The organism is Acidovorax sp. SUPP3434 (genome assembly GCF_030159015.1).
In the GTDB taxonomy this organism is placed as follows: Bacteria; Pseudomonadota; Gammaproteobacteria; order Burkholderiales; family Burkholderiaceae_C; genus Paracidovorax.
The window spans coordinates 87,666-110,805 of the sequence record NZ_BQXL01000003.1 but is presented as its reverse complement, the minus strand read 5'-3'; the positions used below and the strand labels follow the sequence as shown (position 1 = coordinate 110,805).

Sequence of the window (23,140 nt, the reverse complement as noted above, 5' to 3'; positions counted from 1 at the left end):
GGGGAGGCCCCATCATGGGGCATCGCTGCCGCTATGGGGGCAATAGGCCCACGCGCACAAGAAAAAACCGCCAGCCCCTTGCGGAACATGGCGGTGTTGTGAACAAGAAAGGCCCGCAGGGCCTTGCCCGTCAGTCGGCCTGCTTGCGCAGGAACGCGGGGATTTCCAGGTCGTCCATGCCGCCCGAGGACAGCGCGTCCACGCGGGCGGCCGCCTGCGTGCGGTTGGTGCGCCACACGCTGGGCACCGACATGTTGCCGTAGTCTGCCTGCGCGGTGCCGCCACCGACCAGGCCCGCGCCCAGCGTCGCGCCGGCCATGGGCATCTGGTAAGCCACGTTGTCCGTGCCGGTGCGCAGGCCGCCCTGCACCACCGAGATGGGCTGGCGGCGTGCGTTCTGGCGCGACAGGCCGGTGGCCACCACGGTCACGCGGATCTCTTCGCCCAGGCTGTCGTCGTAGGCAGCGCCGTAGATCACGTGCGCGTCCGGCGAGGCGTAGGCGTTGATGGTGCTCATGGCCAGGCGCGACTCGGACAGCTTCAGGCTGCCCTTGGCGGCCGTCACCAGCACCAGCACGCCCTTGGCGCCCGACAGGTCGATGCCCTCCAGCAGCGGGCAGGCCACGGCCTGCTCGGCGGCGATGCGGGCGCGGTCGGGGCCGGCCGCCGTGGCCGTTCCCATCATGGCCTTGCCGGGCTCGCCCATCACGGTGCGCACGTCTTCGAAGTCGACATTGACGTGGCCGTATTCGTTGATGATTTCGGCGATGCCGCCCACGGCGTTCTTGAGCACGTCGTTGGCATGCGCGAAGGCCTCGTCCTGGGTGATGTCGTCGCCCAGCACTTCCAGCAGCTTCTCGTTGAGCACGACGATCAGTGAATCGACGTTGGCTTCCAGCTCGGCCAGGCCGTTGTCGGCATTGGCCATGCGGCGGCCGCCTTCCCAGTCGAAGGGCTTGGTGACCACGCCCACGGTGAGGATGCCCATCTCCTTGGCCACGCGCGCGATCACGGGGGCCGCGCCGGTGCCCGTGCCGCCGCCCATGCCGGCGGTGATGAACAGCATGTGCGCGCCGGTGATGGCGCTGCGGATGTCTTCCACGGCCGCTTCGGCGGCGTCGCGGCCCTTGTCGGGCTTGCTGCCCGCGCCCAGGCCGCTGCCGCCCAGCTGGATGGTGCGGTGCGCGGGGCTGCGCGTGAGGGCCTGCGCGTCGGTGTTGGCGCAGACGAACTCCACGCCCTGCACATTGCGCGCGATCATGTGGGCGACGGCATTGCCGCCGCCGCCGCCGACACCGATCACCTTGATCTGGGTGCCCTGATTGAATTCTTCGGCTTCGATCATTTCGATGGTCATGGTGGGTGCTCCTAGTCTTTCACGTGAATTGCATGGGGCCAAAACGGCTGGATGGTTGGAATCGGGTGGGACGCGGCCCGCGGCACGAAAGGGGGGCCGGTGCCCCGCCATCGTTGCCAGAACAGCGCATCGGGGCCGGCGCGAGCGAGCCAGTGCTGAGGGGACAACATGTCAGAAGTTCCCCACGATGAAATCTTTGAAGCGGCCGAACGCGGTCTTCACCGAGCCGCTCTTTTGCGCCACCTTGAAGCCGCGCAGGCGCGCCAGGCGCGCCTCTTCCAGCAGGCCCATGACGGTGGCGGCGCGCGGCTGGGCGATCATGTCGGCCAGCGCGCTCGAATACTTGGGAATGCCCCGGCGCACGGGCTTCAGAAAGATGTCCTCGCCCAGCTCGACCATGCCCGGCATGATGGCGCTGCCGCCCGTGAGCACGATGCCCGAGGACAGCACCTCTTCGTAGCCCGACTCGCGGATGACCTGCTGCACCAGCGAGAAGATCTCCTCCACGCGCGGCTCGATCACGCCGGCCAGTGCCTGCTTGCTGAGCATGCGCGGGCTGCGGTCGCCCAGGCCGGGCACCTCCACCTGCGCCTCGGGGTCGGCCAGCAGCTGCTTGGCATAGCCGCTTTCGACCTTGATGTCCTCGGCGTCCTTGGTGGGCGTGCGCAGCGCCATGGCGATGTCGCTGGTGATGAGGTCGCCCGCGATCGGGATCACGGCCGTGTGGCGGATCGCGCCGCCGGTGAAGATCGCCACGTCGGTCGTGCCCGCGCCGATGTCCACCACCGCCACACCCAGCTCGCGCTCGTCGTCGGTCAGCACGGCCTGGCTGGAGGCGAGCGGGTTCAGCATGAGCTGCTCCACCTCGAGCCCGCAGCGGCGCACGCACTTGATGATGTTCTCGGCCGCGCTCTGCGCGCCGGTCACGATGTGGATCTTGGCCTCCAGGCGGATGCCGCTCATGCCGATGGGCTCCTTCACATCCTGCCCGTCGATCACGAATTCCTGCGGCTCCACCAGCAGCAGGCGCTGGTCGCTGGAGATGTTGATGGCCTTGGCCGTCTCCACCACGCGCGCCACGTCGGCCTGGGTGACTTCCTTGTCCTTGACCGCCACCATGCCGCTCGAATTGAGCCCGCGGATGTGGCTGCCGGTGATGCCGGTGTACACGCGCTGGATCTTGCAGTCGGCCATCAGCTCGGCCTCTTTCAACGCCTGCTGGATGCTCTGCACGGTGGCGTCGATGTTCACCACCACGCCGCGCTTCAGGCCGTTGCTGGGCGCCACGCCCAGCCCGGCCAGCTTGAGTTCGCCATTGGGCAGCACCTCGGCCACCACCGCCATCACCTTGGCGGTGCCGATGTCCAGCCCCACGACCACGTCTTTGTATTCTCTTGCCATATTCTGTGTCCTGCCCTCAGTGGTTCTGCCCTGTTGTTCTGGCGGGGCGCGCGCGCTGCGGCGCAGTGCGCGCGGGCGCCCGGGCGGCCGCCTTGGGGGCGTCGCCATTGACCGTGGTCACGCCGCGCAGCCGCAGCGCATAGCCGTCGGCGTGGCGCAGGTCGGCCGATTCGAGCGCGTCCGCGCGCCGCCCGTACTGGCCCGCCACGCGCGCCAGCGTGCGCACGAAGCGCTGCGTGCGCTGCACCACGTCCTGCGGCGTGCCGCCGCCCAGCTCCACCACGGCGCCGCTGTTCAGCGTGGCGCGCCAGCCGCCGCGGCCGGTGAGCTCCAGCGCATCGACCTTGGTGTCCAGCGGCTCGAAGACCGGCTGCAGGCGGTGGTACATCTGCAGCACCTCCAGCGACTGGCCCTGCGGGCCCTGCAGGCGGGGCAGGTCGTCCGCGTCCAGGTCGTCGCCGTTGGCCTCGAACACCTCGCCCTGGCTGTTGACCAGGGTGGAGCCCTCTTCGGCGCCCCAGTAGGCCGCGGCGTCGTGCTCCTGCAGCTCCACGCGCAGGCTGTTGGGAAACTCGCGCCGCACCATCGCGTGGCGCACCCAGGGCACCTGCTCGAACGCCTCGCGCACGGCGCGCAGATCCACGGTGAAGAAATTGCCCACCAGGTGCGGCCCGACGTTGGCCCGCAGCGTGACGGCGTTGTTGTGCACCAGCTCGCCCTGCACCACGATGCGCCCGATCGCGAACGCCGGATGGCGCAGCATCCACGAGCCGCCCACCACCAGCACGAACGCGGCGCAGCCCACGAACAGGACCGTGGCGGTCAGGTTCATGAGCTTGACGTCGAGCGGTGCGGGCAGCGAGGCGGTCATGCGGCTCCCGGGGTTCCCGTGGGGGTGGCGTGGATGGTGGCGCCGGCGCCGGCATGGCCCTGCAGCCCGTCGAGCGAGGCGCTCGCCAGGATGCGCAGGCACAGCGCCTCATAGCTCACGCCGCTGGCGCGGGCCGACATGGGCACCAGCGAATGGCCGGTCATGCCGGGCGAGGTATTGATCTCCAGCAGGAAGGGCTTGCGGTCGCTGGCGCGGATCATGATGTCGGCGCGCGCCCAGCCCCGGCACTTCAGCGTGCGGAAGGCCTCGACCACCAGGCGCTGGATCTCGCGCTCCTCGGCCTCGGGCAGGCCGCTCGGGCAGTGGTACTGCGTGACGTCGGTGAAATACTTGTTCTGGTAGTCGTAGTTGCCGGCCGGCGCCACGATGCGGATCACCGGCAGCGCATGCGCATCCGCACCCTGGCCCAGCACCGGGCAGGTGGTCTCGTCGCCTTCGATGAATTCCTCGCACAGCACTTCGGGGTCGTAGCGGGAGGCCAGCAGGTAGGCCTGTTCGCACTGCCCGGGCGAGGTCACTTTGGTCAGGCCGATGGTGGAGCCTTCGCGGGAGGGCTTGACGATCATCGGCGCGCCCAGCGCCTGCAGCGCCTGCGCGGTCTCGGCGGCGCTCGACACCAGGCGCCAGTCCGGCGTGGGCAGCCCCTCGAAGCGCCAGATGCGCTTGGTCATGATCTTGTCCATCGCGATGCTGGACGCCATCACGCCGGGGCCGGTGTACGGAATGCCGAGCAGTTCGAGCGCGCCCTGCACCGTGCCGTCCTCGCCATGGCGGCCGTGCAGGGCGATGAAGCAGCGCGCATAGCCGCCGTGCCGCAGCTCGGACAGGTCGGTCTGCGACGGGTCGAACGCATGCGCGTCCACGCCGCGGGCGCGCAGCGCCTGCAGCACGCCGCCGCCGGACATCAGCGAGACCTCGCGCTCGGCGGACGAGCCGCCCATCAGCACCGCGACCTTGCCCAGGGCGCGCACGTCGATGGCAGGGGTGTCTTCGTGGCTCATCGCGCAACCTCCGCCAACGCTGGCGCTTCTTCTTTCTGCAGCATTTCCACCACCTTCGCCGGCACGGCGCCGATGGAGCCCGCGCCCATGCACAGCACCACGTCGCCATCCCGGGCGTTGTCCACGATCGCCTGCGCGAGCAGGGCCACGTCGTCCACGAACACCGGCTCGACCTTGCCCGCCACGCGCAGGGCGCGCGTGAGCGACCGGCCGTCGGCGGCGACGATCGGCGCCTCGCCGGCGGCATACACCTCGGTCAGCAGCACGGCGTCCGCACTGCCCATGACCTTCACGAAATCCTCGAAGCAGTCGCGCGTGCGGCTATAGCGGTGCGGCTGGAACGCCAGCACCAGGCGCCGGCCCGGGAAGGCACCGCGCGCCGCGGCCAGCGTGGCCGTCATCTCGACCGGGTGGTGGCCGTAGTCCTCGATCAGCGCGAACCTGCCGCCCCCCGGCGCGGCGATGTCGCCGTAGCGCTGAAAGCGCCGGCCCACGCCCTTGAACTGGGCCAGGGCGCGCAGCAGCGCGTCGTCGGGAATGTTCAACTCCACCGCCACCGCGATGGCCGACAGGGCGTTCAGCACGTTGTGCTCGCCCGCCAGGTTCAGCACCACGTCGATGTCGGGCAGCGTGACGCCGTTGCGCCGCTGCACGCGAAAACGCATCTGTCCCGCATCGGCCCGCACGTCCACCGCGCGCACCTGGGCGTCTTCGGAGAAGCCGTAGCTCGTCACCGGGCAGGTCACGTCGGCCAGGATGTCGCGGATGGCCGGGTTGTCCACGCACAGGATCGCCGTGCCGTAGAACGGCATGCGGTGCAGGAACTCGACGAACGCGCCCTTGAGGCGGCCGAAGTCGTGCCCGTAGGTTTCCATGTGGTCGGCGTCGATGTTCGTCACCACGGCCATCACGGGCAGCAGGTTGAGGAACGAGGCGTCGGACTCGTCCGCCTCCACCACGATGTAGTCGCCGCTGCCCAGCTTGGCATTGGCGCCCGCGCTGTTGAGCCGCCCGCCGATCACGAAGGTCGGGTCGAGCCCGGCCTCGGCCAGCACGCTGGTCACCAGGCTGGTGGTGGTGGTCTTGCCGTGCGTGCCGGCGATGGCGATGCCGCGCTTCAGGCGCATCAGCTCGGCCAGCATCAGCGCGCGCGGCACCACGGGAATCTTCTTTTCACGGGCGGCCAGCACCTCGGGATTGTCGGCCTGCACCGCCGTGGAGGTGACCACTGCATCCGCCCCTTCGATGTGCGCGGCCGCATGGCCCACGCAGGTGCGGATGCCCAGCGCCTGCAGGCGGCGCAGGGTGGCGCTGTCGGACAGGTCCGAGCCCGAAATGCCGTAGCCCAGGTTGAACAGCACCTCGGCGATGCCGCACATGCCGGCGCCGCCCAGGCCGACGAAATGGATGTGGCGAATGGCGTGCTTCATGCCAGCTCCTCGCAGGCAGTCGCCACTTCGCGGGTGGCGTTGATCTTTTGCATGTTTTTGGCTTTCCGAGCAATATCCACTAGGGCATCGCGCTCTGAATTTTGTAGCAACTTCGCCAGCCACTCGGGGGTGAGGTCGCGCTGCGGCACGAGCCACCCGCCACCGGCGTCCACGAGGAAGCGGGCATTGGCGGTCTGGTGGTCGTCCACCGCATGGGGGAACGGCACGAACACCGCCGCCGCGCCCACGGCGGCGATCTCGGTGACGGTGCTGGCGCCCGCACGGCAGACGATGAGGTCCGCGTCGGCGAACGCCGCCGCGGTGTCGTCGATGAACGGCGTGAGCGTGGCCTGCACGCCCGCCTTCGCGTAGTGCTCGCGCAGCGCATCGATCTGCGCTGCGCCGCTCTGGTGGGTGACGACGGGCCGGCGGTCCGCCGGAATCAGCGCCAGGGCCTGCGGCACGATCTCGTTGAGCGCGCGGGCGCCCAGGCTGCCGCCCACGACCAGGAGGCGCAGCGGCCCCGTGCGGCCGGCGAAGCGCTCGGCCGGCGCGGGCTGCTGCGTGAAGGCGGTGCGCAGCGGGTTGCCCACCCACTGGGCCTTCTTGAGCACCCCGGGGAAGGCCGTGAAGATACGGTCGGCCACGCCGGCCAGCACCTTGTTCACGAGGCCGGCCACCGAGTTCTGTTCGTGCAGCACCAAAGGCTTGCCCAACAGCACGGCCATCATCCCGCCCGGAAACGTGACATAGCCGCCCAGGCCCACGACCACGTCGGGGCGCACGCGGCGCACCACGGCCAGCGACTGCCAGAAGGCGCGCAGCAGCCGCAGCGGCAGCAAGGCCAGCGTGAGCAGCCCCTTGCCGCGCACGCCGGAAAAATCGATGGGCTCGAACGCGAACCCGCGCGGCGGCACCAGGCGCGACTCCATGCTGCCGGGCGTGCCCAGCCAGTGCACGCGCCAGCCGCGCGTGCGCAGCTCCTCGGCCACGGCCAAGCCCGGGAAGATGTGGCCGCCGGTGCCGCCGGCCATGATGAGCGCGGTTTTGGGTGCGCTCATACGCGTCCACCCCGCACCGTGCGCTGCGCGCCCGGCATGGCTGGCGCCATGCAGTGCCTGTTTTGTTGAAACAAGCACCTCATACGCGGCCTCCGCGCATCGCGCGCTGCGCGCCCGGCATGGCTGACGCCATGCGGTGCCCGTTTTGTTGAAACAAGCACCTCATACGCGGCCTCCGCGCATCGCGCGCTGCGCGCCCGGCATGGCTGACGCCATGCGGTGCCCGTTTTGTTGAAACAAGCACCTCATACGCGGCCTCCGCGCATGAGGTGCTTGTTTTCATAGTCAACCCGAAGCACCACGGCGATGGCCACCAGATTCATCAGGATGGCGGAGCCCCCGAAGCTCATCAGCGGCAGGGTCAGCCCCTTGGTCGGCAGCGCGCCCAGGTTCACGCCCATGTTGATGAAGGCCTGAAAGCCCATCCAGATGGCCACGCCCTGCGCCACCAGGCCGGCGAACACGCGGTCCAGCGCGATGGCCTGGCGGCCGATGTGCATGATGCGGCGGGTCATCCACAGGAAGAGCATGATAAGGATGAGCACGCCGACCAGGCCGAACTCCTCGCCGATCACCGCGAGCAGGAAGTCGGTGTGCGCCTCGGGCAGCCAGTGCAGCTTTTCCACGCTGCCGCCCAGCCCGACGCCGAAGATCTCGCCGCGGCCGATGGCGATCAGCGAGTGCGACAGCTGGTAGCCCTTGCCCAGCGCGTGCTTTTCGCTCCAGGGATCGAGGTACGCGAAGATGCGCTCGCGCCGCCAGTCGCTCATCATCACCATGAGCGCGAAGGCGCCCACCAGCACGGCGGCGATCAGGAAGAACATGCGGGCGTTCACGCCGCCCAAGAACAGGATGCCCATGGCGATCACGGCGATCACCATGAAGGCGCCCATGTCGGGCTCGGCCAGCAGCAGCGCGCCCACCACGGCCACGGCCGCGCCCATGGGCAGCACGGCGCGGAAGAAGCGCTCCTTGACCTCCATCTTGCGCACCATGTAGTCCGAGGCGTAGATGAGCACGGCGAACTTCGCCAGCTCCGACGGCTGGAAGTTCATGACCCCCAGCGAGAGCCAGCGCCGCGCGCCGTTGACCACCGTGCCCACGTGCGGGATCAGCACCGCGATGAGCAAAGCGATCGACAGCACGAACAGCCACGGTGCCACGCGTTCCCAGGTGGACATGGGAATCTGGAACGCCAGCAGGGCCGCAACGAAGGCCATCACCAGCGCCATGATGTGGCGCACCAGGAAATGGGTGGGCGCGATCTTACCGAAGCGCGGGTTGTCCGGCATGGCGATGGACGCGGAATACACCATCACCAGTCCCCAGGCGAGCAGCGCCACCACGACCCACAGGAGGGCCTGGTCGAAGCCGAGCACGCTGGCCGGCGTGGTCGTGGTCTGGCGGTATTCGGTGCCGCCCACGCGCACCGGCAGCACGTCGGCGGGCTTGGCGGGCAGGCCACCGAACCAGCCGCCGAACTTTCCGGTCAGGCGCTGCAGCAGGCCGGGGGATGCGGGTGCGGTGCTCATGCGGAGCCCTCCAGGTCCTGGCCGCGATCGTTCGCAAGCGCTTGCACGGCTTCGCAAAACACGCGGGCGCGGTGCTCGTAATCGTTGAACATATCGAAACTGGCACAGGCGGGCGACATCAGCACCGCATCACCGGCATGGGCGCGCTGCGTGGCCAGGTCCACCGCCTGCGGCAGCGTCGGTGCGTCCAGCAGGGCCACGCCCGCGTCTTTGAGCGCGGCGCGGATCTGGGGTGCGTCGCGGCCGATCAGCACCACCGCGCGGGCATAGCGCGAGACGGGCGCGGCCAGCGGCGAGAAGTCCTGCCCCTTGCCGTCGCCGCCCAGGATGACGACCAGCCGGCGCTCCGCGCCCAGGCCGGTGAGAGCCGCCACCGTGGCGCCCACGTTCGTGCCCTTGCTGTCATCGAAATACTCCACATCGCCGATGAGCCCCACGGCCTCCACGCGGTGCGGCTCGCCGCGGTATTCGCGCAGGCCGTACAGCATGGGGCCCAGCGCGCAGCCGGCGGCCTGCGCGAGCGCCAGCGCGGCGAGCGCGTTCACGGCGTTGTGGCGGCCGCGGATGCGCAGCGCATCGGCGGGCATCAGGCGCTGGATGTGCAGCTCTTCTTCCTGTGCACGCGAACGGCGGGCGGTTTCGTCGGCCTCCTGGGCCCGCACGAGCCAGGCCATGCCATTGACGACCTCCAGGCCGAAATCGCCCGGGCGCTGGGGCATGTCGCCGCCGAACGTGACATGGGGGCGCACCTGCACCTTCGGGGCCTTCGAGCGCCCGGCCGCCGGCCTGGCCGTGCTGCGCGCTGGCCCGGCATCGGGCAGCATGCCCATGACCTCGGGGTCTTCGCGGTTGAGCACCATCAGGCCGCTCTCGCCGAAGATGCGCGCCTTGGCGGCCGCATAGGCGGCGAGGCTGCCGTGCCAGTCCAGGTGGTCCTGGCTGATGTTGAGGACGGCCGCGGCCGTGGGCTCGAAGCCCGCCACGCCGTCGAGCTGGAAGCTGGACAGCTCCAGCACCCACACCTCGGGCAGGGTGCCCGCATCGATGTGCTGGCCCAGCGTGTCCAGCAGCGTGGGGCCGATGTTGCCGGCCACGGCCACGGTCTTGCCGGCGCAGTCCACGAGCTGGCCGGTGAGCGAAGTCACCGTGGTCTTGCCGTTGGTGCCGCTCACGGCCACCACCGCCGGGGCGTAGCCGTGCGCGGCGCGCAACTCGCGCAGCGCCATGGCGTACAGGGCGAGCTCGCCCTCCATGCGGATGCCGCGCGCCCGGGCCTCGGACGACAGGGCGGCCAGCGTGTCGGGACGCAGGCCGGGCGAGCGGTAGATGGCCTGCGGCGTGCGCCCTTCGAGCAGGGAGGCGTCGAACGCACCGGCCACGAAACGCACCTGGGGCAGTTCGGCATGCAGCGTGCCGCGCTGCGGAGGCGCCTCGCGCGTGTCGGCCACCGTCACCTGTGCGCCGCAGCGCACGCACCAGCGGGCCATGGCCAGCCCGGAAGCGCCCAGGCCGAGAATGAGAATGTCCTGGCCCTGCAGCAGCGCAGCGCCCTCGCCCGGCCAGCCGGCCGGCACCGGCGTGGGGCCGGCCACCGGGCCGGCGGCGCCGTCGGCCGGGGCCGCGTCATCGGGGGATGGCGCCGCGCCCGGATCGCGCGGACCGGCCGCGGTGGCGGACTCGGGCGAGCCCACGTCTGCGAAGATCTGCGCCACGAACGCGGCCGCCGCCGCAGCGGCGGACACCGCGGGCGCGGTCATGCCGGCGATCGCCTGCGCCGTCGCGTCGTTCGCGGGGGCCGGTGCGGAGGATGCGTCCTGCGGCGCCAGCGCCACGCTTTCGGCCACGCGGGGCACGTCGGCCACATCGGTGGCGCCGGGTGCGTCGGGGCTCGGCGGCATGGCTTCCACGCCCTGCACCGGCGCCACCCCGGACGGCGAAACCCTGGGCGCGCCCTCCCCCTCGCCGGGGCCATCGGCACCCTGCGGCAGGCCTGGCGCCTCGCCAGGAAGAAGGGGGTCGTGCGGGTTCATCGCAGTTTCAGCGTGGTCAGGCCGATGAGGCACAGCAGCATGGTGATGATCCAGAAGCGCACGACCACCTGCGTCTCCTTCCAGCCGCTTTTCTCGAAATGGTGGTGCAGCGGTGCCATCTTGAGCAGCCGCCGCCCCTGGCCGTAGCGCTTCTTGGTGTACTTGAACCAGGCCACCTGCAGCATCACCGAAAGCGCCTCGACCACGAAAATCCCGCCCATGATGGCCAGCACGATCTCCTGGCGCACGATGACGGCGATGGTGCCCAGGGCGCCGCCCAGCGCCAGCGCGCCCACGTCGCCCATGAACACCTGGGCCGGATGGGTGTTGAACCACAGGAAGGCCAGGCCCGCGCCGGCCATGGCCGAGCAGAAGATCAGCAACTCGCCCGCGCCCGCGATGTGCGGGAACAGCAGGTACTTGGAGTACACCGTGCTGCCGGCCACGTAGGCGAACAGCCCCAGCGCCGAGCCCACCATGACGACCGGCATGATCGCCAGGCCATCGAGGCCGTCGGTCAGGTTGACCGCGTTGCTTGATCCCACGATCACGAGGTAGGTCAGGATCACGAAGCCCAGCACGCCCAGCGGGTAGCTCACCTCCTTGAAGAACGGCACCAGCAGCCCGGCCTGCGGCGGCAGGTCCAGCGAGAAGCCGGATTGCACCCAGGTGATGAACAGTTCGAACACGCGCGAATTGGAGTTCTCGGAAATGCTGAACACCAGGTAGAGAGCCGCCAGCAGGCCGATGACGGACTGCCAGAAATACTTCTCGCGCGAGCGCATGCCTTCGGGGTCCTTGCGCACCACCTTGCGCCAGTCGTCCACCCAGCCGATGGCGCCGAAGCCCAGGGTCACGGCCAGCACGATCCACACGAAACGGTTGGACAGGTCGAACCACAGCAGCGTGGAGATGGCGATCGAGCCCAGGATCAGCACGCCCCCCATGGTCGGCGTGCCGCTCTTGGACAGGTGCGATTCCATCGCATAGCCGCGGATGGGCTGGCCGATCTTGAGCGAGGTGAGCATGCGGATCACCTTCGGCCCCGCCGCCAGCCCGATCACCAGCGCCGTGAGCGCCGCCATCACCGCACGGAACGTGAGGTACTGGAAGACGCGGAAGAACCCGAATTCCGGCGACAGGCCCTGCAGCCATTGCGACAGTATCAGCAGCATGTGGCGCCCCCGCGTGCGTTCTTCGTCGTGTCCGCACGGGCTTCCAGCACCTGCACCACCTGCTCCATCTTCATGAACCGAGATCCCTTCACCAGCACGCTGCCCACCTGGGGCAGGGCTTGCTGCACCGCTGCGAGCAGCGATGCCATGTCGTCGAAATGCCGCGCGTCCGGCCCGTAGGCCTGCGCGGCGTGAGTGCTGAGCGCGCCCAGCGCGAACAGCCTGCTGATGCCGCTGGCACGCGCCTGGGCGCCCGCCTCGGCGTGGAACTGCGGCCCTTGCTCGCCCACCTCGCCCATGTCGCCCAGCACCAGCAGTTGCGGGCCGGGCAGGCCGGCCAGCACGTCGATGGCGGCGCGCATGGAATCGGGGTTGGCGTTGTAGGTGTCGTCCACCGCCGTGACGACGCGCCCGGCCTGCGGCACGCTGAAGGCGCGCGAGCGCCCCTTGACCGGCACGAAGGCCGAGAGCCCGCGCGCCACGGCGTCGAGCGGCGCACCAGCCGCCAACGCGCAGGCCGTGGCGGCCAGGGCGTTGGTCACGTTGTGCATGCCGGCAACGCGCAGCGTGGCATCGAAGCCGCCCTGCGGCGTGTCGATGCGGATGCGCCAGGCGCTGCCCTCCCACTGTGCGGCGGTGCAGCGCACGTCGGCACCGTCCGCGCCGAAGGTGATGCATCGGCGCCCCGCAGCCAGTTGCCGCCACAGCGCGGTGTAGGCATCGCCCGCCGGGAACACGGCCACGCCATCGGCGGGCAGGGCCGAGAGGCAGGAGCCGTTCTCTTCGGCCACGGCCTGCACCGTGTGCATGAACTCCAGGTGCTCGCGCTGCGCGTTGTTGACGAGGGCTACCGTGGGGCGGGCCAGGTCGGCCAGGTACGCGATCTCGCCCGGATGGTTCATGCCCAGCTCGATCACCGCCGCCTCGTGCGCCGCGTTGAGCCGCAGCAGCATCAGCGGCACGCCGATGTCGTTGTTGAAGTTGCCTTGCGTCGCAAAGGCCGCAGGGCCCTTCCAGGCCTGCAGCACCGCCGCGATCATCTGCGTGACGGTGGTCTTGCCGTTGCTGCCGGTCACCCCGATCAGCGGCAGCCGGAACTGGGCACGCCAGCCAGCGGCCAGGGCACCGAGCGCCGCGAGCGTATCGGGCACCTCGATGCCGGGCAGGCCCGCGGCCTCCAGGCCGCCGTGGGCCACGGCCGCAGCGGCGCCGGCCGTGCGCGCATCGGCCAGAAAGGCATTGGCGTCGTAGCGCTCGCCTTTGAGCGCCACGAACAAATCGCCCGCCTGCAGCGTGCGCGTGTCGGTGTGCACGCGGGACAGCGGCAGCGCGCCCTCGCCCACCAGCCGGGCCGTGGGCACGCGTGCCTGGATGAACCCCAGCGCCTGCTGCAGCGTCATCATGCGCGACCTCCCCGGGCGGCCAGGCCGGCCTGGGCGTGGGCCATGTCGGAGAACGGCCGGCGCTCGCCCGCCACCTCCTGGTAGTCCTCGTGGCCCTTGCCGGCGATCAGCACCACGTCACGCGGCCCGGCCTCGGACAACGCCAGCGCGATCGCTGCGGCGCGGTCCACCTCGGCGCGCACGGTGCGCCCGGCCACGGTGCCCTGCAGGATTTCGTGAACGATGTCCGCCGGCACTTCGCCGCGCGGGTTGTCGCTGGTGACGATGACCGCATCGGCCCGCTGCTGCGCGACCGCGCCCATCAGGGGCCGCTTGGTGCGGTCGCGACTGCCGCCGCAGCCGAACACGCACCACAGCCGTCCGCCGCGCTCCGCCGCGATGGGGCGCAGCGCCTGCAGCGCCTGGTCGAGCGCATCGGGCGTATGGGCATAGTCCACGGCGACCAGGGGCTGGTGCAGCACATGGATCTGCTCCATGCGGCCCGGTACCGGCGACAGCTGCGCGCAGGCGTAGAGCGCATGCTCCAGCGGCAAGCCCAGCGCCCGCAGCGTGGCCATCACGAGCAGCAGGTTGCCCACGTTGTAGTGGCCGATGAGCCGCGTCTGCAGCACATGGCTTTGCGCGCCTTCGGCCACGGTGAACGACAGGCCGCCATCGCCCCAGGCGATGTCCCGGGCCTGGAGCCGTGCGGGCCCCTGCAGGGAGACGCTCCACAGGTCCAGCGGCTGCTGGGACAGCGTCTCGTGCAGTTCGGCGCCGCGCCGGTCGTCGATGTTGACCACGGCGATCTGCAGCCCGGGCCAGTCGAACAGGGTGCTCTTGGCCTGCCAGTAGGCGGCCATGCTCGGGTGGTAGTCCAGGTGGTCCTGGGTGAAATTGGTGAACAGGGCCGCCCGCACCCGGGTGCCGGTCAGGCGGTGCTCCGCCAGCCCGATGGACGACGCCTCGATCGCGCAGGCCACATGGCCTTCTTTGGCGAAATGGGCAAAGGCGCGCTGCAGGCGCACCGGGTCCGGCGTGGTGAGGCCGGTGGATTCGAGCGCGGGCGGCACGCCGGCGCCCAGCGTGCCGATCAGCGCGCAGCCGCCAGGCGCCGCCAGTTCGTTGCGCGCCAGCAGGTTGAGCGCATCGGCCAACCACCAGCTGACGCTGGTCTTGCCGTTGGTGCCGGTCACGGCCAGCACGTCGATCGACTGCGTGGGGTGGCCGAACCACTCGGCCGCCAGCGTTCCGGTGATGGCCTTGAGCCCGCGCAGCGCGACCACCGGCGCGTCGGCGAAATGGAAGGCCTCGATGCCTTCGTGCTCGACCAGGCAGGCCATGGCGCCACGCGCGAGCGCGTCGCCCACATGGGCGCGGCCATCGGTGGCGGCGCCCGGCCAGGCGATGAAGCCGTCGCCGGGCTGGATCAGCCGGCTGTCGGTCTGCAGCGTACCGGTCACCCGGGCGGCCAGCCATTGCACGGCGTCGTGCACCGAAGTGAGCAGCGGGGTCGTCGTCATAGCGATTCCTCCACGGTGTTGGCCACGATCTGAGGCTTGACGGCCATGTCGGGCTGCACGCCCATCATGCGAAGGGTCTGCTGCACCACGGCGCTGAACACCGGCGCGGCCACCGCGCCGCCGTAGAACACGCCGTTGCTGGGCTCGTCGATCATCACCGCGACGATGATGCGCGGCTTGTCGATCGGGGCCATGCCTGTGAACCACGCCCGGTACTTGCCCGAGGCATAGCTCTTGCCGACCTGCTTGCGCGCGGTGCCGGATTTTCCGCCCACCGAGTAGCCTACGGTCTGCGCCTGCTGGCCCGTGCCGCCGGGGCCCGCGGCCATCTGCAGCATCTTGCGCACCTGGTCGGCCGTGCGCTCGGAGAACACGGGCACGCCGACCGCCGGCGTGCTCGACTTGAGCATAGTGGCGGGAATGATCTGGCCGCCGTTGGCGAACACCGTGTACGAGCGCGCCATCTGCAGCAGGCTGGCCGACAGGCCGTAGCCGTAGGACATGGTGGCCTGCTCCACCGGGCGCCAGGTCTTGTAGGGCCGCAGGCGGCCGCTCACCACGCCGGGGAAGTGGATCTGCGGCTTCTGACCGAAACCGGCCGCCGAAAAGGTCTCCCACATCTCGCGCGCCGGCATCTGCATGGCGATCTTGGTGGTGCCCACGTTGCTGGATTTCTGGATCACGCCTTCCACCGTGAGCACGCCGTAGTTGTGCGTGTCGGAGATGGTCGAGCCCGTGATGGTGACGCGGCCGGGGTTGGTGTCCACGATGGTTTCCGGGCGCACGCGCCCGGTCTCCAGCGCCAGGCCGATGGTGAACGGCTTCATGGTGGAGCCGGGCTCGAACACGTCGGTGAGCGCGCGGTTGCGCAGCTGCTCGCCAGTGAGGTTCTGGCGCTTGTCGGGCACGTAGCTCGGGTAGTTGGCCAGCGCCAGCAGCTCGCCCGTGTGCGCGTCGATCACCACCACGCTGCCGGCCTTGGCCTTGTGCAGCGCCACCTGGTCGCGCAGCTTCTGGTAGGCGAAGAACTGCACCTTGCTGTCGATGGACAGCTGCATGTCCTGCCCGTCCACCGGTGGCACCTCGGCGCCCACGCCCTCCACCACGCGGCCCAGGCGGTCCTTGATGACGCGGCGCGAGCCGGCCTTGCCGGCCAGCTGCTGGTCGAAGGCCAGCTCCATGCCCTCCTGGCCATGGTCTTCCACGTTGGTGAAACCCACCACGTGCGCGGCCGATTCGCCTTCGGGGTACTGGCGCTTGTATTCCTTGCGCTGGTAGATGCCCTTGATGTCGAGGGCGGCGATCTGCTGGCCGACCTCCCAGTCGAGCTGGCGCTTGATCCAGACGAAGGTCTTGTCCTCGTCCGCGAGCTTGGTCTTGAGCGCGGGCAGCGGCATCTCCAGCAGCTTGGCCAGTTGCTGGAGCTTTTCACGCACCTCGGGCTTGTCCTGCTCCACGTCTTCCGGAATGGCCCAGATGCTGGCCGCCGGCACGCTGGAGGCCAGGATCAGCCCGTTGCGGTCCAGGATGCGGCCCCGGTTGGCGGGCAGCTCCAGCGTGCGGGCGAAGCGCACCTCGCCCTGCCGCTGGAAGAACGCATTGCCGAACACCTGCACGTAGGCCGCGCGGGCACCCAGGCCCACGAAGCCCAGCGCCACCATGGCGACGATGAACTTGCTGCGCCAGACAGGCGTCTTGCTGGCCAGCAGCGGGCTGGAGGTGTAGTTGACGCTGCGGCTCATCGGCGCACGCTCCCTGCGCCACCCGGCGTGGCCGGCACCGGAGCCGCCGTGGCGGCCGTGACCACGGGCGTGCCGTCGTCGGCGACGTACTGCGTGATGGCCGGTGTGGCCGTGCGCATCTGCAGGCGGTCGCGGGCGAGCTTTTCCACCCGCAGCGGCGTCGCCTGGGCGCGCTTTTCGACCTGCAGGCGCTGGTGTTCGGTCTCCAGGCGGCGCGACTCGGCCACCGCGCGGTCCAGTTCGGTGAACAGGCGCCGCGACTCGTACTGCATGTGCACGAGGTACAGCGCGCTCACCATCACCCCCAGCAGCAGCACCAGGCTCAGGCGCGTCATGACTGCACCTCCGTGCGCTCGGCCACGCGCATCACCGCGCTGCGGGAGCGGGGATTGGCCTCGATCTCGGCCGCAGTGGGCTTGATGCGGTCCAGCGCCTTGAGCCGCATGGGCTGCGGCTGCGCGAACGGCGCGCGGCGGTCGAAGACCTCCTTGGAATGCTGGGCGATGAACTGCTTGACGATGCGGTCTTCCAGCGAATGGAAGCTGATCACCACCAGCCGGCCACCGGGTGCGAGCACCCGCAGGCTGGCCTCTAGCGCCTGTTGCAGCTCTTCAAGCTCGGCGTTGATGAAAATCCGAAGAGCCTGAAATGTGCGCGTTGCAGGGTTCTGGCCTGCTTCGCGGGTCTTGACCGAGCCAGCCACGAGTTGGGCCAGTTCAGCGGTGGTGGCAAGAGGGCCCCGCTCCTCGCGACGAGCAACAATCGCCTTTGCAATGGGGCCAGCAAACCGTTCTTCGCCGTAGTCACGTATCACCTCCGCAATCTGCCCGACCTCGGCCGTGGCCAGCCAATCGGCCACGCTCTCGCCGCGCGTGGTGTCCATGCGCATGTCCAGCGGGCCGTCGAAACGAAAGCTGAAGCCCCGATCGGGGCTGTCGATCTGGGGCGAACTCACGCCCAGGTCCATGAGGATGCCCGCGGCGCTGCGCTCGGGCAGTTCGGCGAGATGGCGGAATCCTTCATGCCGAATGGAAAAGCGCGCATCGGTGATGCGCGCTGCTTCTGCGATGGCCTCGGGGTCCTTGTCGAACGCCACGAGGCCCCCGCCCGGCCCCAGCCGGTCCAGTATCTTGCGGGAGTGCCCGCCACGGCCGAAGGTGGCATCGATCCACACGCCGGCGGGCGCGGGGCCGGCGGCGCCCAGCAAGGCGTCGACCGCCTCGCCCAGCAAGACCGTGGTGTGTTGCAGCGGTGCGTTCACCATGGCCTCAGAAAGAAAAGTCCTGGAAAGCGGCCGGCATCTCGGCCTGCATGGCAACAGCCTCCTGCGCCTCGTAGGTGGCCTTGTCCCACAGCTCGAAGTGGTTGCCCATGCCGAGCAGCATCGTGTCCTTGGTGATGCCGGCGGCCTGCCGCAGTTCGGGCGAGACCAGCACGCGGCCGGTGCCGTCCATGTCCACGTCCATCGCGTTGCCCAGGAAGATGCGCTTCCACCACTGGGCGGACATGGGCAGCTCGGCGATGCGTTCGCGGAATTTTTCCCATTCGGGGCGGGGAAACACCATGAGGCAGCCGTGCGGATGCTTGGTGATGGTGAGCTGGCTGTTGGCGGTCGCCGCGAGGACGTCACGATGCCGGGTAGGCACGGAAAGCCTTCCCTTCGCATCCAGACTCAGCGATGACGCCCCTTGAAACACGGAATCGAACCCCAGCTCGTTGTCGCGCCTGCGCATCCGGAATGGACGCACGAGGGCACTTTTCACCACTTAATTGCACTTTTTTGCACTGTAGCAGGAAAAAAATACCGAGCCCCGCCAGGTGCAACAAAGTTTTGCAATGAAATCAACGACTTAGCACCGACAGTGCCAGTGGAGAACGCCCAAAATGCTTTACTGAATAAGCACTTAGCCCAGGCTATGCAAGTGATACCTGAAGGCTATCGGGCAACCTGGAATCCGGGCAAGAATCCAGGGGCCCGCAACACGCCGGAATCTTTTACAAGATATAGCGCGACAAATCCTCATCCTGGCTCAAGGACTCGAGCCGGGCGTTCACGTACGCGGCATCCACCACCACCGTCTGGCCGGACAAACGGGCGGCATCGAAGCTCACTTCGTCCAGCAGCCGCTCCATCACCGTGGACAGCCGGCGCGCGCCGATGTTCTCGGTGCGCTCGTTCACCTCGAAGGCGATGTGCGCCAGGCGCGTGATGCCCTCGGGCGCGAATTCGAGCGTAACGCCTTCGGTGGCCAGCAGGGCCTGGTACTGCTTGACCAGCGAGGCATGCGTCTGCGTGAGGATGGCTTCGAAATCCTGCACGGACAGCGATTCGAGTTCGACGCGGATCGGAAAGCGCCCCTGCAGCTCGGGGATCAGGTCGCTCGGCTTGCTCAGGTGGAATGCGCCCGAGGCGATGAACAGGATGTGGTCGGTCTTGACCATGCCGTACTTGGTGGACACGGTGGTGCCCTCCACCAGCGGCAGCAGGTCGCGCTGCACGCCCTGGCGCGAGATGTCCGAGCCGCTCGATTCCTGCCGGGTGGCCACCTTGTCGATCTCGTCGATGAAGACGATGCCGTTCTGCTCGGCGTTCTGCACGGCGCGGGTCTTCACCTCGTCCTCGTTCACGAGCTTGGCGGCCTCCTCGTCGGTGAGCAGCTTGAGCGCCTCGGCGATCTTGAGCTTGCGCGTGCGGCGCTTTTCCTGGCCCATCTGGCTGAACATGCCGCGCAGCTGCTCGGCCATCTCTTCCATGCCCTGCGGGCCCATGATCTCCAGTTGCGGGCGGGCGTCGGCCACGTCGATCTCGATTTCCTTGTCGTCCAGCTGGCCCTCGCGCAGCTTCTTGCGAAACACCTGCCGGGCGGTGTTGTCGGCCGGTGGCGCGGCCTCGGCCGCCGCATGGCCCCGCGCGGGCGGCACCAGCACGTCGAGGATGCGGTCCTCGGCCGCGTCTTCGGCGCGGGCGCGGCCCTTCTTCATGTCGCTCTCGCGCGCCTGCTTGACGGCCATCTCGACCAGGTCGCGGACGATGGAGTCCACGTCCTTGCCCACGTAGCCCACCTCGGTGAACTTGGTGGCCTCGACCTTGATGAAGGGCGCATCGGCCAGCCGGGCCAGGCGGCGCGCGATCTCGGTCTTGCCCACGCCGGTGGGGCCGATCATGAGGATGTTCTTGGGGGTGATCTCGTGGCGCAGGCTGCCTTCCACCTGCTGGCGGCGCCAGCGGTTGCGCAGCGCGATGGCGACGGCGCGCTTGGCGCTGGCCTGGCCGACGATGTGGTGGTCGAGTTCGGAGACGATTTCCTGGGGGGTCATGGACGACATGGGGACCTGCAATCAAATCAGCCGTCAGCACATATTCTTCTAGGGCAGACAGCTATCAAAATAATAGTAACCGCCGGGGCGCTCAGAGCGTCTCGATGGTGTGGTTCATGTTGGTGTAGATGCACAGTTCGCCGGCGATCTCCAGCGACTTCTTGACCACTTCCTGCGCGCTGAGCTCGGTGTGGTTCAGCAGCGCCTTGGCCGCCGAGTGCGCATAGGCGCCGCCCGATCCGATGGCCACGATGCCCTGCTCGGGCTCCAGCACGTCGCCGTTGCCGGTGATGATGAGCGAGGCGCTGGTATCGGCCACGGCCAGCATGGCCTCCAGGCGGCGCAGCACGCGGTCGGTGCGCCAGTCCTTGGTGAGTTCGATGGCCGCGCGCGTCAGGTGGCCCTGGTGCTTTTCCAGCTTGGCCTCGAACCGTTCGAAGAGCGTGAACGCATCGGCCGTGGCCCCGGCGAAGCCCGCCAGAACCTTGCCGTGGTAGAGCTTGCGCACCTTGCGCGCGGTGCCCTTGACCACGATGTTGCCCAGGGTGACCTGGCCGTCGCCGCCGATGGCGACCTGGATGCCGTCCGCCGTCTGGCGGCGGACGCTGAGGATGGTGGTGCCGTGAAACTGTTCCATAGCGTTGGCATGTGGGGATGCCTGCACGGTTTGCAACGCCCCCCGCGCACGGCGTTGCACGGGGCATGAAGAGCGCCCTGCGCCCGAGGGTCAGTTCTTGCGCGGAACGACCCAGGCGTGTTCGTTCACGCCGATCACGTTGAAGAACACCGCCACCAGCCGCTGCAGGTTGACGAAGTGGACCGCATGGCCGTGGGCCTGCTGCTCGGCCGCCCAGTTGAGCACCGAGCCGGCCGCCGCGAAGTCCACGCGCACCAGGCGGTCGCAAGCGATGATCAGCGGCGCGCCGGGCTTCACCTGCTCCTCGAATGGCGCCAGCAGCGGCACTGCATCGCCCTCGATGTGGCCGGACAGCGAGGCTGAAGGCTCGGCGCTCTCCAGGCCCGCCGGCATGGACGAAGGATCGCCGTAGCCCGAGGCATGCAAATCGGAGGACGTGGCATCTTCGGGCACCGGGGCCCCGCCGTCGTCGCTGGAGTAACTGCACCGCGGCGAGATCCACGATGGCGGCGAGACCTCATAGGTCACGCAGTAGTCGAGTGCCACGAGTTCGAACTCGTCGGGTCGGCTCATGAGGCGCAGCGCCGCCATGCGCAGGCGCCACCACTCGGGGGACGTATCCCGGTCGCCGGACTGGGTGCGGGCTTCCAGCACCGTGTTGAGCGCTTCCACGCCGAAGAACGTCAGCTGCACCTCCTGCTCCGCCCACTGCGTGAACAGGTTGGCCAGCAGCGGCACGGCCGCCTCGTCGATGGCGGCCAGGCGCGACCAGGTCAGCGTCCAGGGCGGGGCGGCGCGGGCGAGCGACGCCTGCAGCGCCACCACCGATTGCGCGGCCAGCGTGGTCGGCGAGTTCCAGCTGAATTCGCGCTGCGCGAAGCCCGTGGCGGCCGGCGCGGGCTGCGCCTGCAGGCCCAGCAGTTCGGGCATGGAAAACCACAGCGGCGCAGAACGGCTGAACCGGGCCGCGTAGTCGATCGCCAGCGCATCGAAGCGCTCGTGCTCCCCGATGGCGCGGTACAGATCGAACAGCGTCATCCAGATCTCCAGCTGCTGCTGGGGATCGTCCTGCTCGTGCTGCGCCAGCACTTCGAGCAGGCCGGACTCCGCGCCGGCATGGTCGCCATTGGCAAAGCGGATGGCGGCTTCCTCGAGGTCGGGTTCGTGCACGAATTCCTCCGGTTCTGCGGGGGCCACCTCGGGGGCCGGTGGCGGGGCGTATGCGGCAGCGGCTGCCGGCACCGCCTGCGAAGGCGATGGCGCTGCGCCGGCCCCCTCGGGCGCGCCGGAGGGCAGCAGGCTCTCGCCCGAAAACAGCGGCTGCACGGCGGTCGGCGCCGACAGCACGCCAGGCAGGCTGGCGGGTGCCGTGGGGGCGAAGGCCCGGTCGTGGGCCGCGGCGATGGTGGAATCGGTGGCGGAGGCGGCGGAGTCACCCAGTTCGCTGGGCGTGGGGGTGTTCTTGCTCTTCCACCACTGCTGAGACATCTGCGCTTCGATCTCGTCGATCTTCTTGAGCGTGACGGCCCGGTCGTCGGGCGATGCCATGCTGCTCTGGAAGAACGAAGGCCGTGCGGTCGGGTCTTCGGTGCGCTGGCCCTGCAGGGCCTCGCGCTTGCGCAGCTTGCGCAACTGGTCGAACTCCCGGCGCCGCACGAAATCGTTGCGGCGCTTGCGCTCGATCATCTCCTTGAGCATCTGCTTGCTGTACTGGCTTTCGCGGTCGGCATCGATCGAATCGAGATCGGTCCAGTTGACCGTGGGGTTGCGGACGAACCGAACCATCTTGGACAACAGGCCGGGGGAAGACTCTTCCTTGCTCATGGATGGTGGTTCAGGTCGCTCGCCGCGCAAAAAGGGAAGACAGGATCGGCCGGTCAGTCCCCGAACATCTTTTGCTTGAGTTCGCGGCGCTGCTGCGCTTCCAGCGACAGCGTGGCCGTGGGGCGCGCGAGCAGCCGGCCGACGCCGATGGGCTCGCCCGTCTCGTCGCAGTAGCCGTAGTCGCCCGCATCGATGCGGCCGATGGATTGCTCGATCTTCTTGAGCAGCTTGCGTTCGCGGTCGCGCGTGCGCAGTTCGAGGGCGTGCTCTTCTTCGATGGTGGCGCGGTCGGCGGGATCGGGCACGACCACGGTGTCTTCGCGCAGGTGCTCGGTGGTTTCACCGGCGTTGTTGTGCATGTCCTGCTTGAGCTGCACCAGCTTGTGGCGGAAGAACGCCAGCTGCTTTTCGTTCATGTACTCGCTGTCGGGCATGGCGAGCACTTCGGCGTCGCTCAGCTCTTCGGCGGACTTGGTTTTCCAGTTGCCGGCCAGCTTGGGATCTTTCTTGGCGGCCGCGACGGAATTTTGCGGTTGCAGGGTCGTAGGCATGGTGTGTGTATAGCTGGCTTTGGCGGCGGTGGAGGCCACCGCGGGTGCCATGGATGGTACGGTCAATTGGGCCAAACGGGAAGAAGGCCGGGGACTGCGCGCGGGTTCGCTCGAAGGCCCCGCGGAGGCAGGCACCGGCACGGCGGCTTTGGACTTGGCGGGCGCCTTGGCGGCCGCGCGGACGGTGCCGCTGGAGGGTGCCTTGGCATCCGCCTCGGGTTTGCTGGGTTCGGCTTTCACTTCCTGTCTCCTCGCAGTAGGGGCGGGCCCTGAGCACGCGACGC

At 69.1% G+C, this 23,140-nt stretch carries 19 protein-coding genes; all 19 read right to left on the bottom strand.

All coding sequences use genetic code 11. From position 1 onward, the window contains the following. Positions 1–130 precede the first annotated feature (130 nt). The 19 genes from ftsZ to dksA all read right to left on the bottom strand — a co-directional run bounded on the left by ftsZ (position 131) and on the right by dksA (position 23,096). Positions 131–1,357 carry a cell division protein FtsZ gene (ftsZ, locus tag AVKW3434_RS06930; protein WP_272549194.1) on the bottom strand — a complete coding sequence of 409 codons (1,227 nt, stop codon included), beginning with the start codon at positions 1,355–1,357 and terminating at the stop codon, positions 131–133. Between the two features lie 171 nt (positions 1,358–1,528). Further along, positions 1,529–2,758 carry a cell division protein FtsA gene (gene ftsA, locus AVKW3434_RS06925; protein WP_092741824.1) on the bottom strand — a complete coding sequence of 410 codons (1,230 nt, stop codon included), beginning with the start codon at positions 2,756–2,758 and terminating at the stop codon, positions 1,529–1,531. A gap of 16 nt (positions 2,759–2,774) precedes the next feature. Further along, on the bottom strand, positions 2,775–3,629 hold the full coding sequence (locus AVKW3434_RS06920) for a cell division protein FtsQ/DivIB (RefSeq protein WP_284405275.1): 855 nt from the start codon (positions 3,627–3,629) through the stop codon (positions 2,775–2,777). Beyond that, entirely contained in the window at positions 3,626–4,651 is a 1,026-nt protein-coding gene (locus tag AVKW3434_RS06915) for a D-alanine--D-alanine ligase (protein WP_284405274.1), read from the bottom strand. Before AVKW3434_RS06915 ends, AVKW3434_RS06920 begins: the two co-directional genes overlap by 4 nt. Continuing rightward, entirely contained in the window at positions 4,648–6,081 is a 1,434-nt protein-coding gene (gene murC, locus AVKW3434_RS06910; RefSeq protein WP_272567214.1) for a UDP-N-acetylmuramate--L-alanine ligase, read from the bottom strand. Before murC ends, AVKW3434_RS06915 begins: the two co-directional genes overlap by 4 nt. After that, positions 6,078–7,142, bottom strand: a complete 1,065-nt coding sequence (gene murG, locus AVKW3434_RS06905; protein ID WP_284405273.1) for an undecaprenyldiphospho-muramoylpentapeptide beta-N-acetylglucosaminyltransferase — start codon at positions 7,140–7,142, stop codon at positions 6,078–6,080. The genes murC and murG overlap by 4 nt, the downstream gene beginning before the upstream one ends. Positions 7,143–7,387: 245 nt before the next feature. Next, on the bottom strand, positions 7,388–8,674 hold the full coding sequence (gene ftsW / locus AVKW3434_RS06900; protein ID WP_284405272.1) for a putative lipid II flippase FtsW: 1,287 nt from the start codon (positions 8,672–8,674) through the stop codon (positions 7,388–7,390). Next, positions 8,671–10,704, bottom strand: a complete 2,034-nt coding sequence (murD, locus tag AVKW3434_RS06895; RefSeq protein WP_284405271.1) for a UDP-N-acetylmuramoyl-L-alanine--D-glutamate ligase — start codon at positions 10,702–10,704, stop codon at positions 8,671–8,673. The genes ftsW and murD overlap by 4 nt, the downstream gene beginning before the upstream one ends. Beyond that, positions 10,701–11,879 carry a phospho-N-acetylmuramoyl-pentapeptide-transferase gene (gene mraY / locus AVKW3434_RS06890; protein WP_284393025.1) on the bottom strand — a complete coding sequence of 393 codons (1,179 nt, stop codon included), beginning with the start codon at positions 11,877–11,879 and terminating at the stop codon, positions 10,701–10,703. The genes murD and mraY overlap by 4 nt, the downstream gene beginning before the upstream one ends. Next, complete coding sequence (locus AVKW3434_RS06885) at positions 11,870–13,282, bottom strand: UDP-N-acetylmuramoyl-tripeptide--D-alanyl-D-alanine ligase (protein ID WP_284405270.1); 1,413 nt, start codon at positions 13,280–13,282, stop codon at positions 11,870–11,872. The genes mraY and AVKW3434_RS06885 overlap by 10 nt, the downstream gene beginning before the upstream one ends. Further along, positions 13,279–14,784: a UDP-N-acetylmuramoyl-L-alanyl-D-glutamate--2,6-diaminopimelate ligase gene (locus AVKW3434_RS06880; RefSeq protein WP_284405269.1), complete on the bottom strand. Its 1,506-nt coding sequence runs from the start codon at positions 14,782–14,784 to the stop codon at positions 13,279–13,281. Before AVKW3434_RS06880 ends, AVKW3434_RS06885 begins: the two co-directional genes overlap by 4 nt. Further along, the gene (locus tag AVKW3434_RS06875) at positions 14,781–16,526 is read right to left on the bottom strand and encodes a peptidoglycan D,D-transpeptidase FtsI family protein (RefSeq protein ID WP_272567204.1); all 1,746 of its coding nucleotides are present in this window, start codon (positions 16,524–16,526) and stop codon (positions 14,781–14,783) included. Before AVKW3434_RS06875 ends, AVKW3434_RS06880 begins: the two co-directional genes overlap by 4 nt. Then, on the bottom strand, positions 16,523–16,861 hold the full coding sequence (gene ftsL / locus AVKW3434_RS06870; RefSeq protein ID WP_284405268.1) for a cell division protein FtsL: 339 nt from the start codon (positions 16,859–16,861) through the stop codon (positions 16,523–16,525). Before ftsL ends, AVKW3434_RS06875 begins: the two co-directional genes overlap by 4 nt. Continuing rightward, entirely contained in the window at positions 16,858–17,787 is a 930-nt protein-coding gene (gene rsmH / locus AVKW3434_RS06865) for a 16S rRNA (cytosine(1402)-N(4))-methyltransferase RsmH (RefSeq protein WP_284405535.1), read from the bottom strand. Before rsmH ends, ftsL begins: the two co-directional genes overlap by 4 nt. Positions 17,788–17,794: 7 nt before the next feature. Continuing rightward, on the bottom strand, positions 17,795–18,223 hold the full coding sequence (gene mraZ, locus AVKW3434_RS06860) for a division/cell wall cluster transcriptional repressor MraZ (protein WP_272569587.1): 429 nt from the start codon (positions 18,221–18,223) through the stop codon (positions 17,795–17,797). A gap of 298 nt (positions 18,224–18,521) precedes the next feature. Next, complete coding sequence (gene hslU, locus AVKW3434_RS06855; RefSeq protein ID WP_284393014.1) at positions 18,522–19,853, bottom strand: ATP-dependent protease ATPase subunit HslU; 1,332 nt, start codon at positions 19,851–19,853, stop codon at positions 18,522–18,524. An 82-nt stretch (positions 19,854–19,935) separates the two neighbouring features. Beyond that, complete coding sequence (gene hslV / locus AVKW3434_RS06850) at positions 19,936–20,481, bottom strand: ATP-dependent protease subunit HslV (protein WP_272567200.1); 546 nt, start codon at positions 20,479–20,481, stop codon at positions 19,936–19,938. 90 nt (positions 20,482–20,571) lie between these two features. Continuing rightward, the gene (locus tag AVKW3434_RS06845) at positions 20,572–22,305 is read right to left on the bottom strand and encodes an STAS domain-containing protein (RefSeq protein ID WP_284405267.1); all 1,734 of its coding nucleotides are present in this window, start codon (positions 22,303–22,305) and stop codon (positions 20,572–20,574) included. Between the two features lie 53 nt (positions 22,306–22,358). Continuing rightward, positions 22,359–23,096 carry an RNA polymerase-binding protein DksA gene (gene dksA, locus AVKW3434_RS06840; RefSeq protein ID WP_272567197.1) on the bottom strand — a complete coding sequence of 246 codons (738 nt, stop codon included), beginning with the start codon at positions 23,094–23,096 and terminating at the stop codon, positions 22,359–22,361. Positions 23,097–23,140 lie beyond the last annotated feature (44 nt).

Coding starts and splice junctions, on each gene's coding strand:
- hslV (WP_272567200.1), bottom strand. CDS start 20,481: ATGGAACAGTTTCACGGCACCACCATCCTCAGCGTCCGCCGCCAGACG.
- hslU (WP_284393014.1), bottom strand. CDS start 19,853: ATGTCGTCCATGACCCCCCAGGAAATCGTCTCCGAACTCGACCACCAC.
- ftsL (WP_284405268.1), bottom strand. CDS start 16,861: ATGACGCGCCTGAGCCTGGTGCTGCTGCTGGGGGTGATGGTGAGCGCG.
- AVKW3434_RS06845 (WP_284405267.1), bottom strand. CDS start 22,305: ATGAGCAAGGAAGAGTCTTCCCCCGGCCTGTTGTCCAAGATGGTTCGG.
- murD (WP_284405271.1), bottom strand. CDS start 10,704: ATGAACCCGCACGACCCCCTTCTTCCTGGCGAGGCGCCAGGCCTGCCG.
- murG (WP_284405273.1), bottom strand. CDS start 7,142: ATGAGCGCACCCAAAACCGCGCTCATCATGGCCGGCGGCACCGGCGGC.
- ftsZ (WP_272549194.1), bottom strand. CDS start 1,357: ATGACCATCGAAATGATCGAAGCCGAAGAATTCAATCAGGGCACCCAG.
- AVKW3434_RS06875 (WP_272567204.1), bottom strand. CDS start 16,526: ATGAGCCGCAGCGTCAACTACACCTCCAGCCCGCTGCTGGCCAGCAAG.
- AVKW3434_RS06880 (WP_284405269.1), bottom strand. CDS start 14,784: ATGACGACGACCCCGCTGCTCACTTCGGTGCACGACGCCGTGCAATGG.
- AVKW3434_RS06920 (WP_284405275.1), bottom strand. CDS start 3,629: ATGACCGCCTCGCTGCCCGCACCGCTCGACGTCAAGCTCATGAACCTG.
- AVKW3434_RS06885 (WP_284405270.1), bottom strand. CDS start 13,282: ATGATGACGCTGCAGCAGGCGCTGGGGTTCATCCAGGCACGCGTGCCC.
- mraY (WP_284393025.1), bottom strand. CDS start 11,879: ATGCTGCTGATACTGTCGCAATGGCTGCAGGGCCTGTCGCCGGAATTC.
- murC (WP_272567214.1), bottom strand. CDS start 6,081: ATGAAGCACGCCATTCGCCACATCCATTTCGTCGGCCTGGGCGGCGCC.
- ftsW (WP_284405272.1), bottom strand. CDS start 8,674: ATGAGCACCGCACCCGCATCCCCCGGCCTGCTGCAGCGCCTGACCGGA.
- AVKW3434_RS06915 (WP_284405274.1), bottom strand. CDS start 4,651: ATGAGCCACGAAGACACCCCTGCCATCGACGTGCGCGCCCTGGGCAAG.
- ftsA (WP_092741824.1), bottom strand. CDS start 2,758: ATGGCAAGAGAATACAAAGACGTGGTCGTGGGGCTGGACATCGGCACC.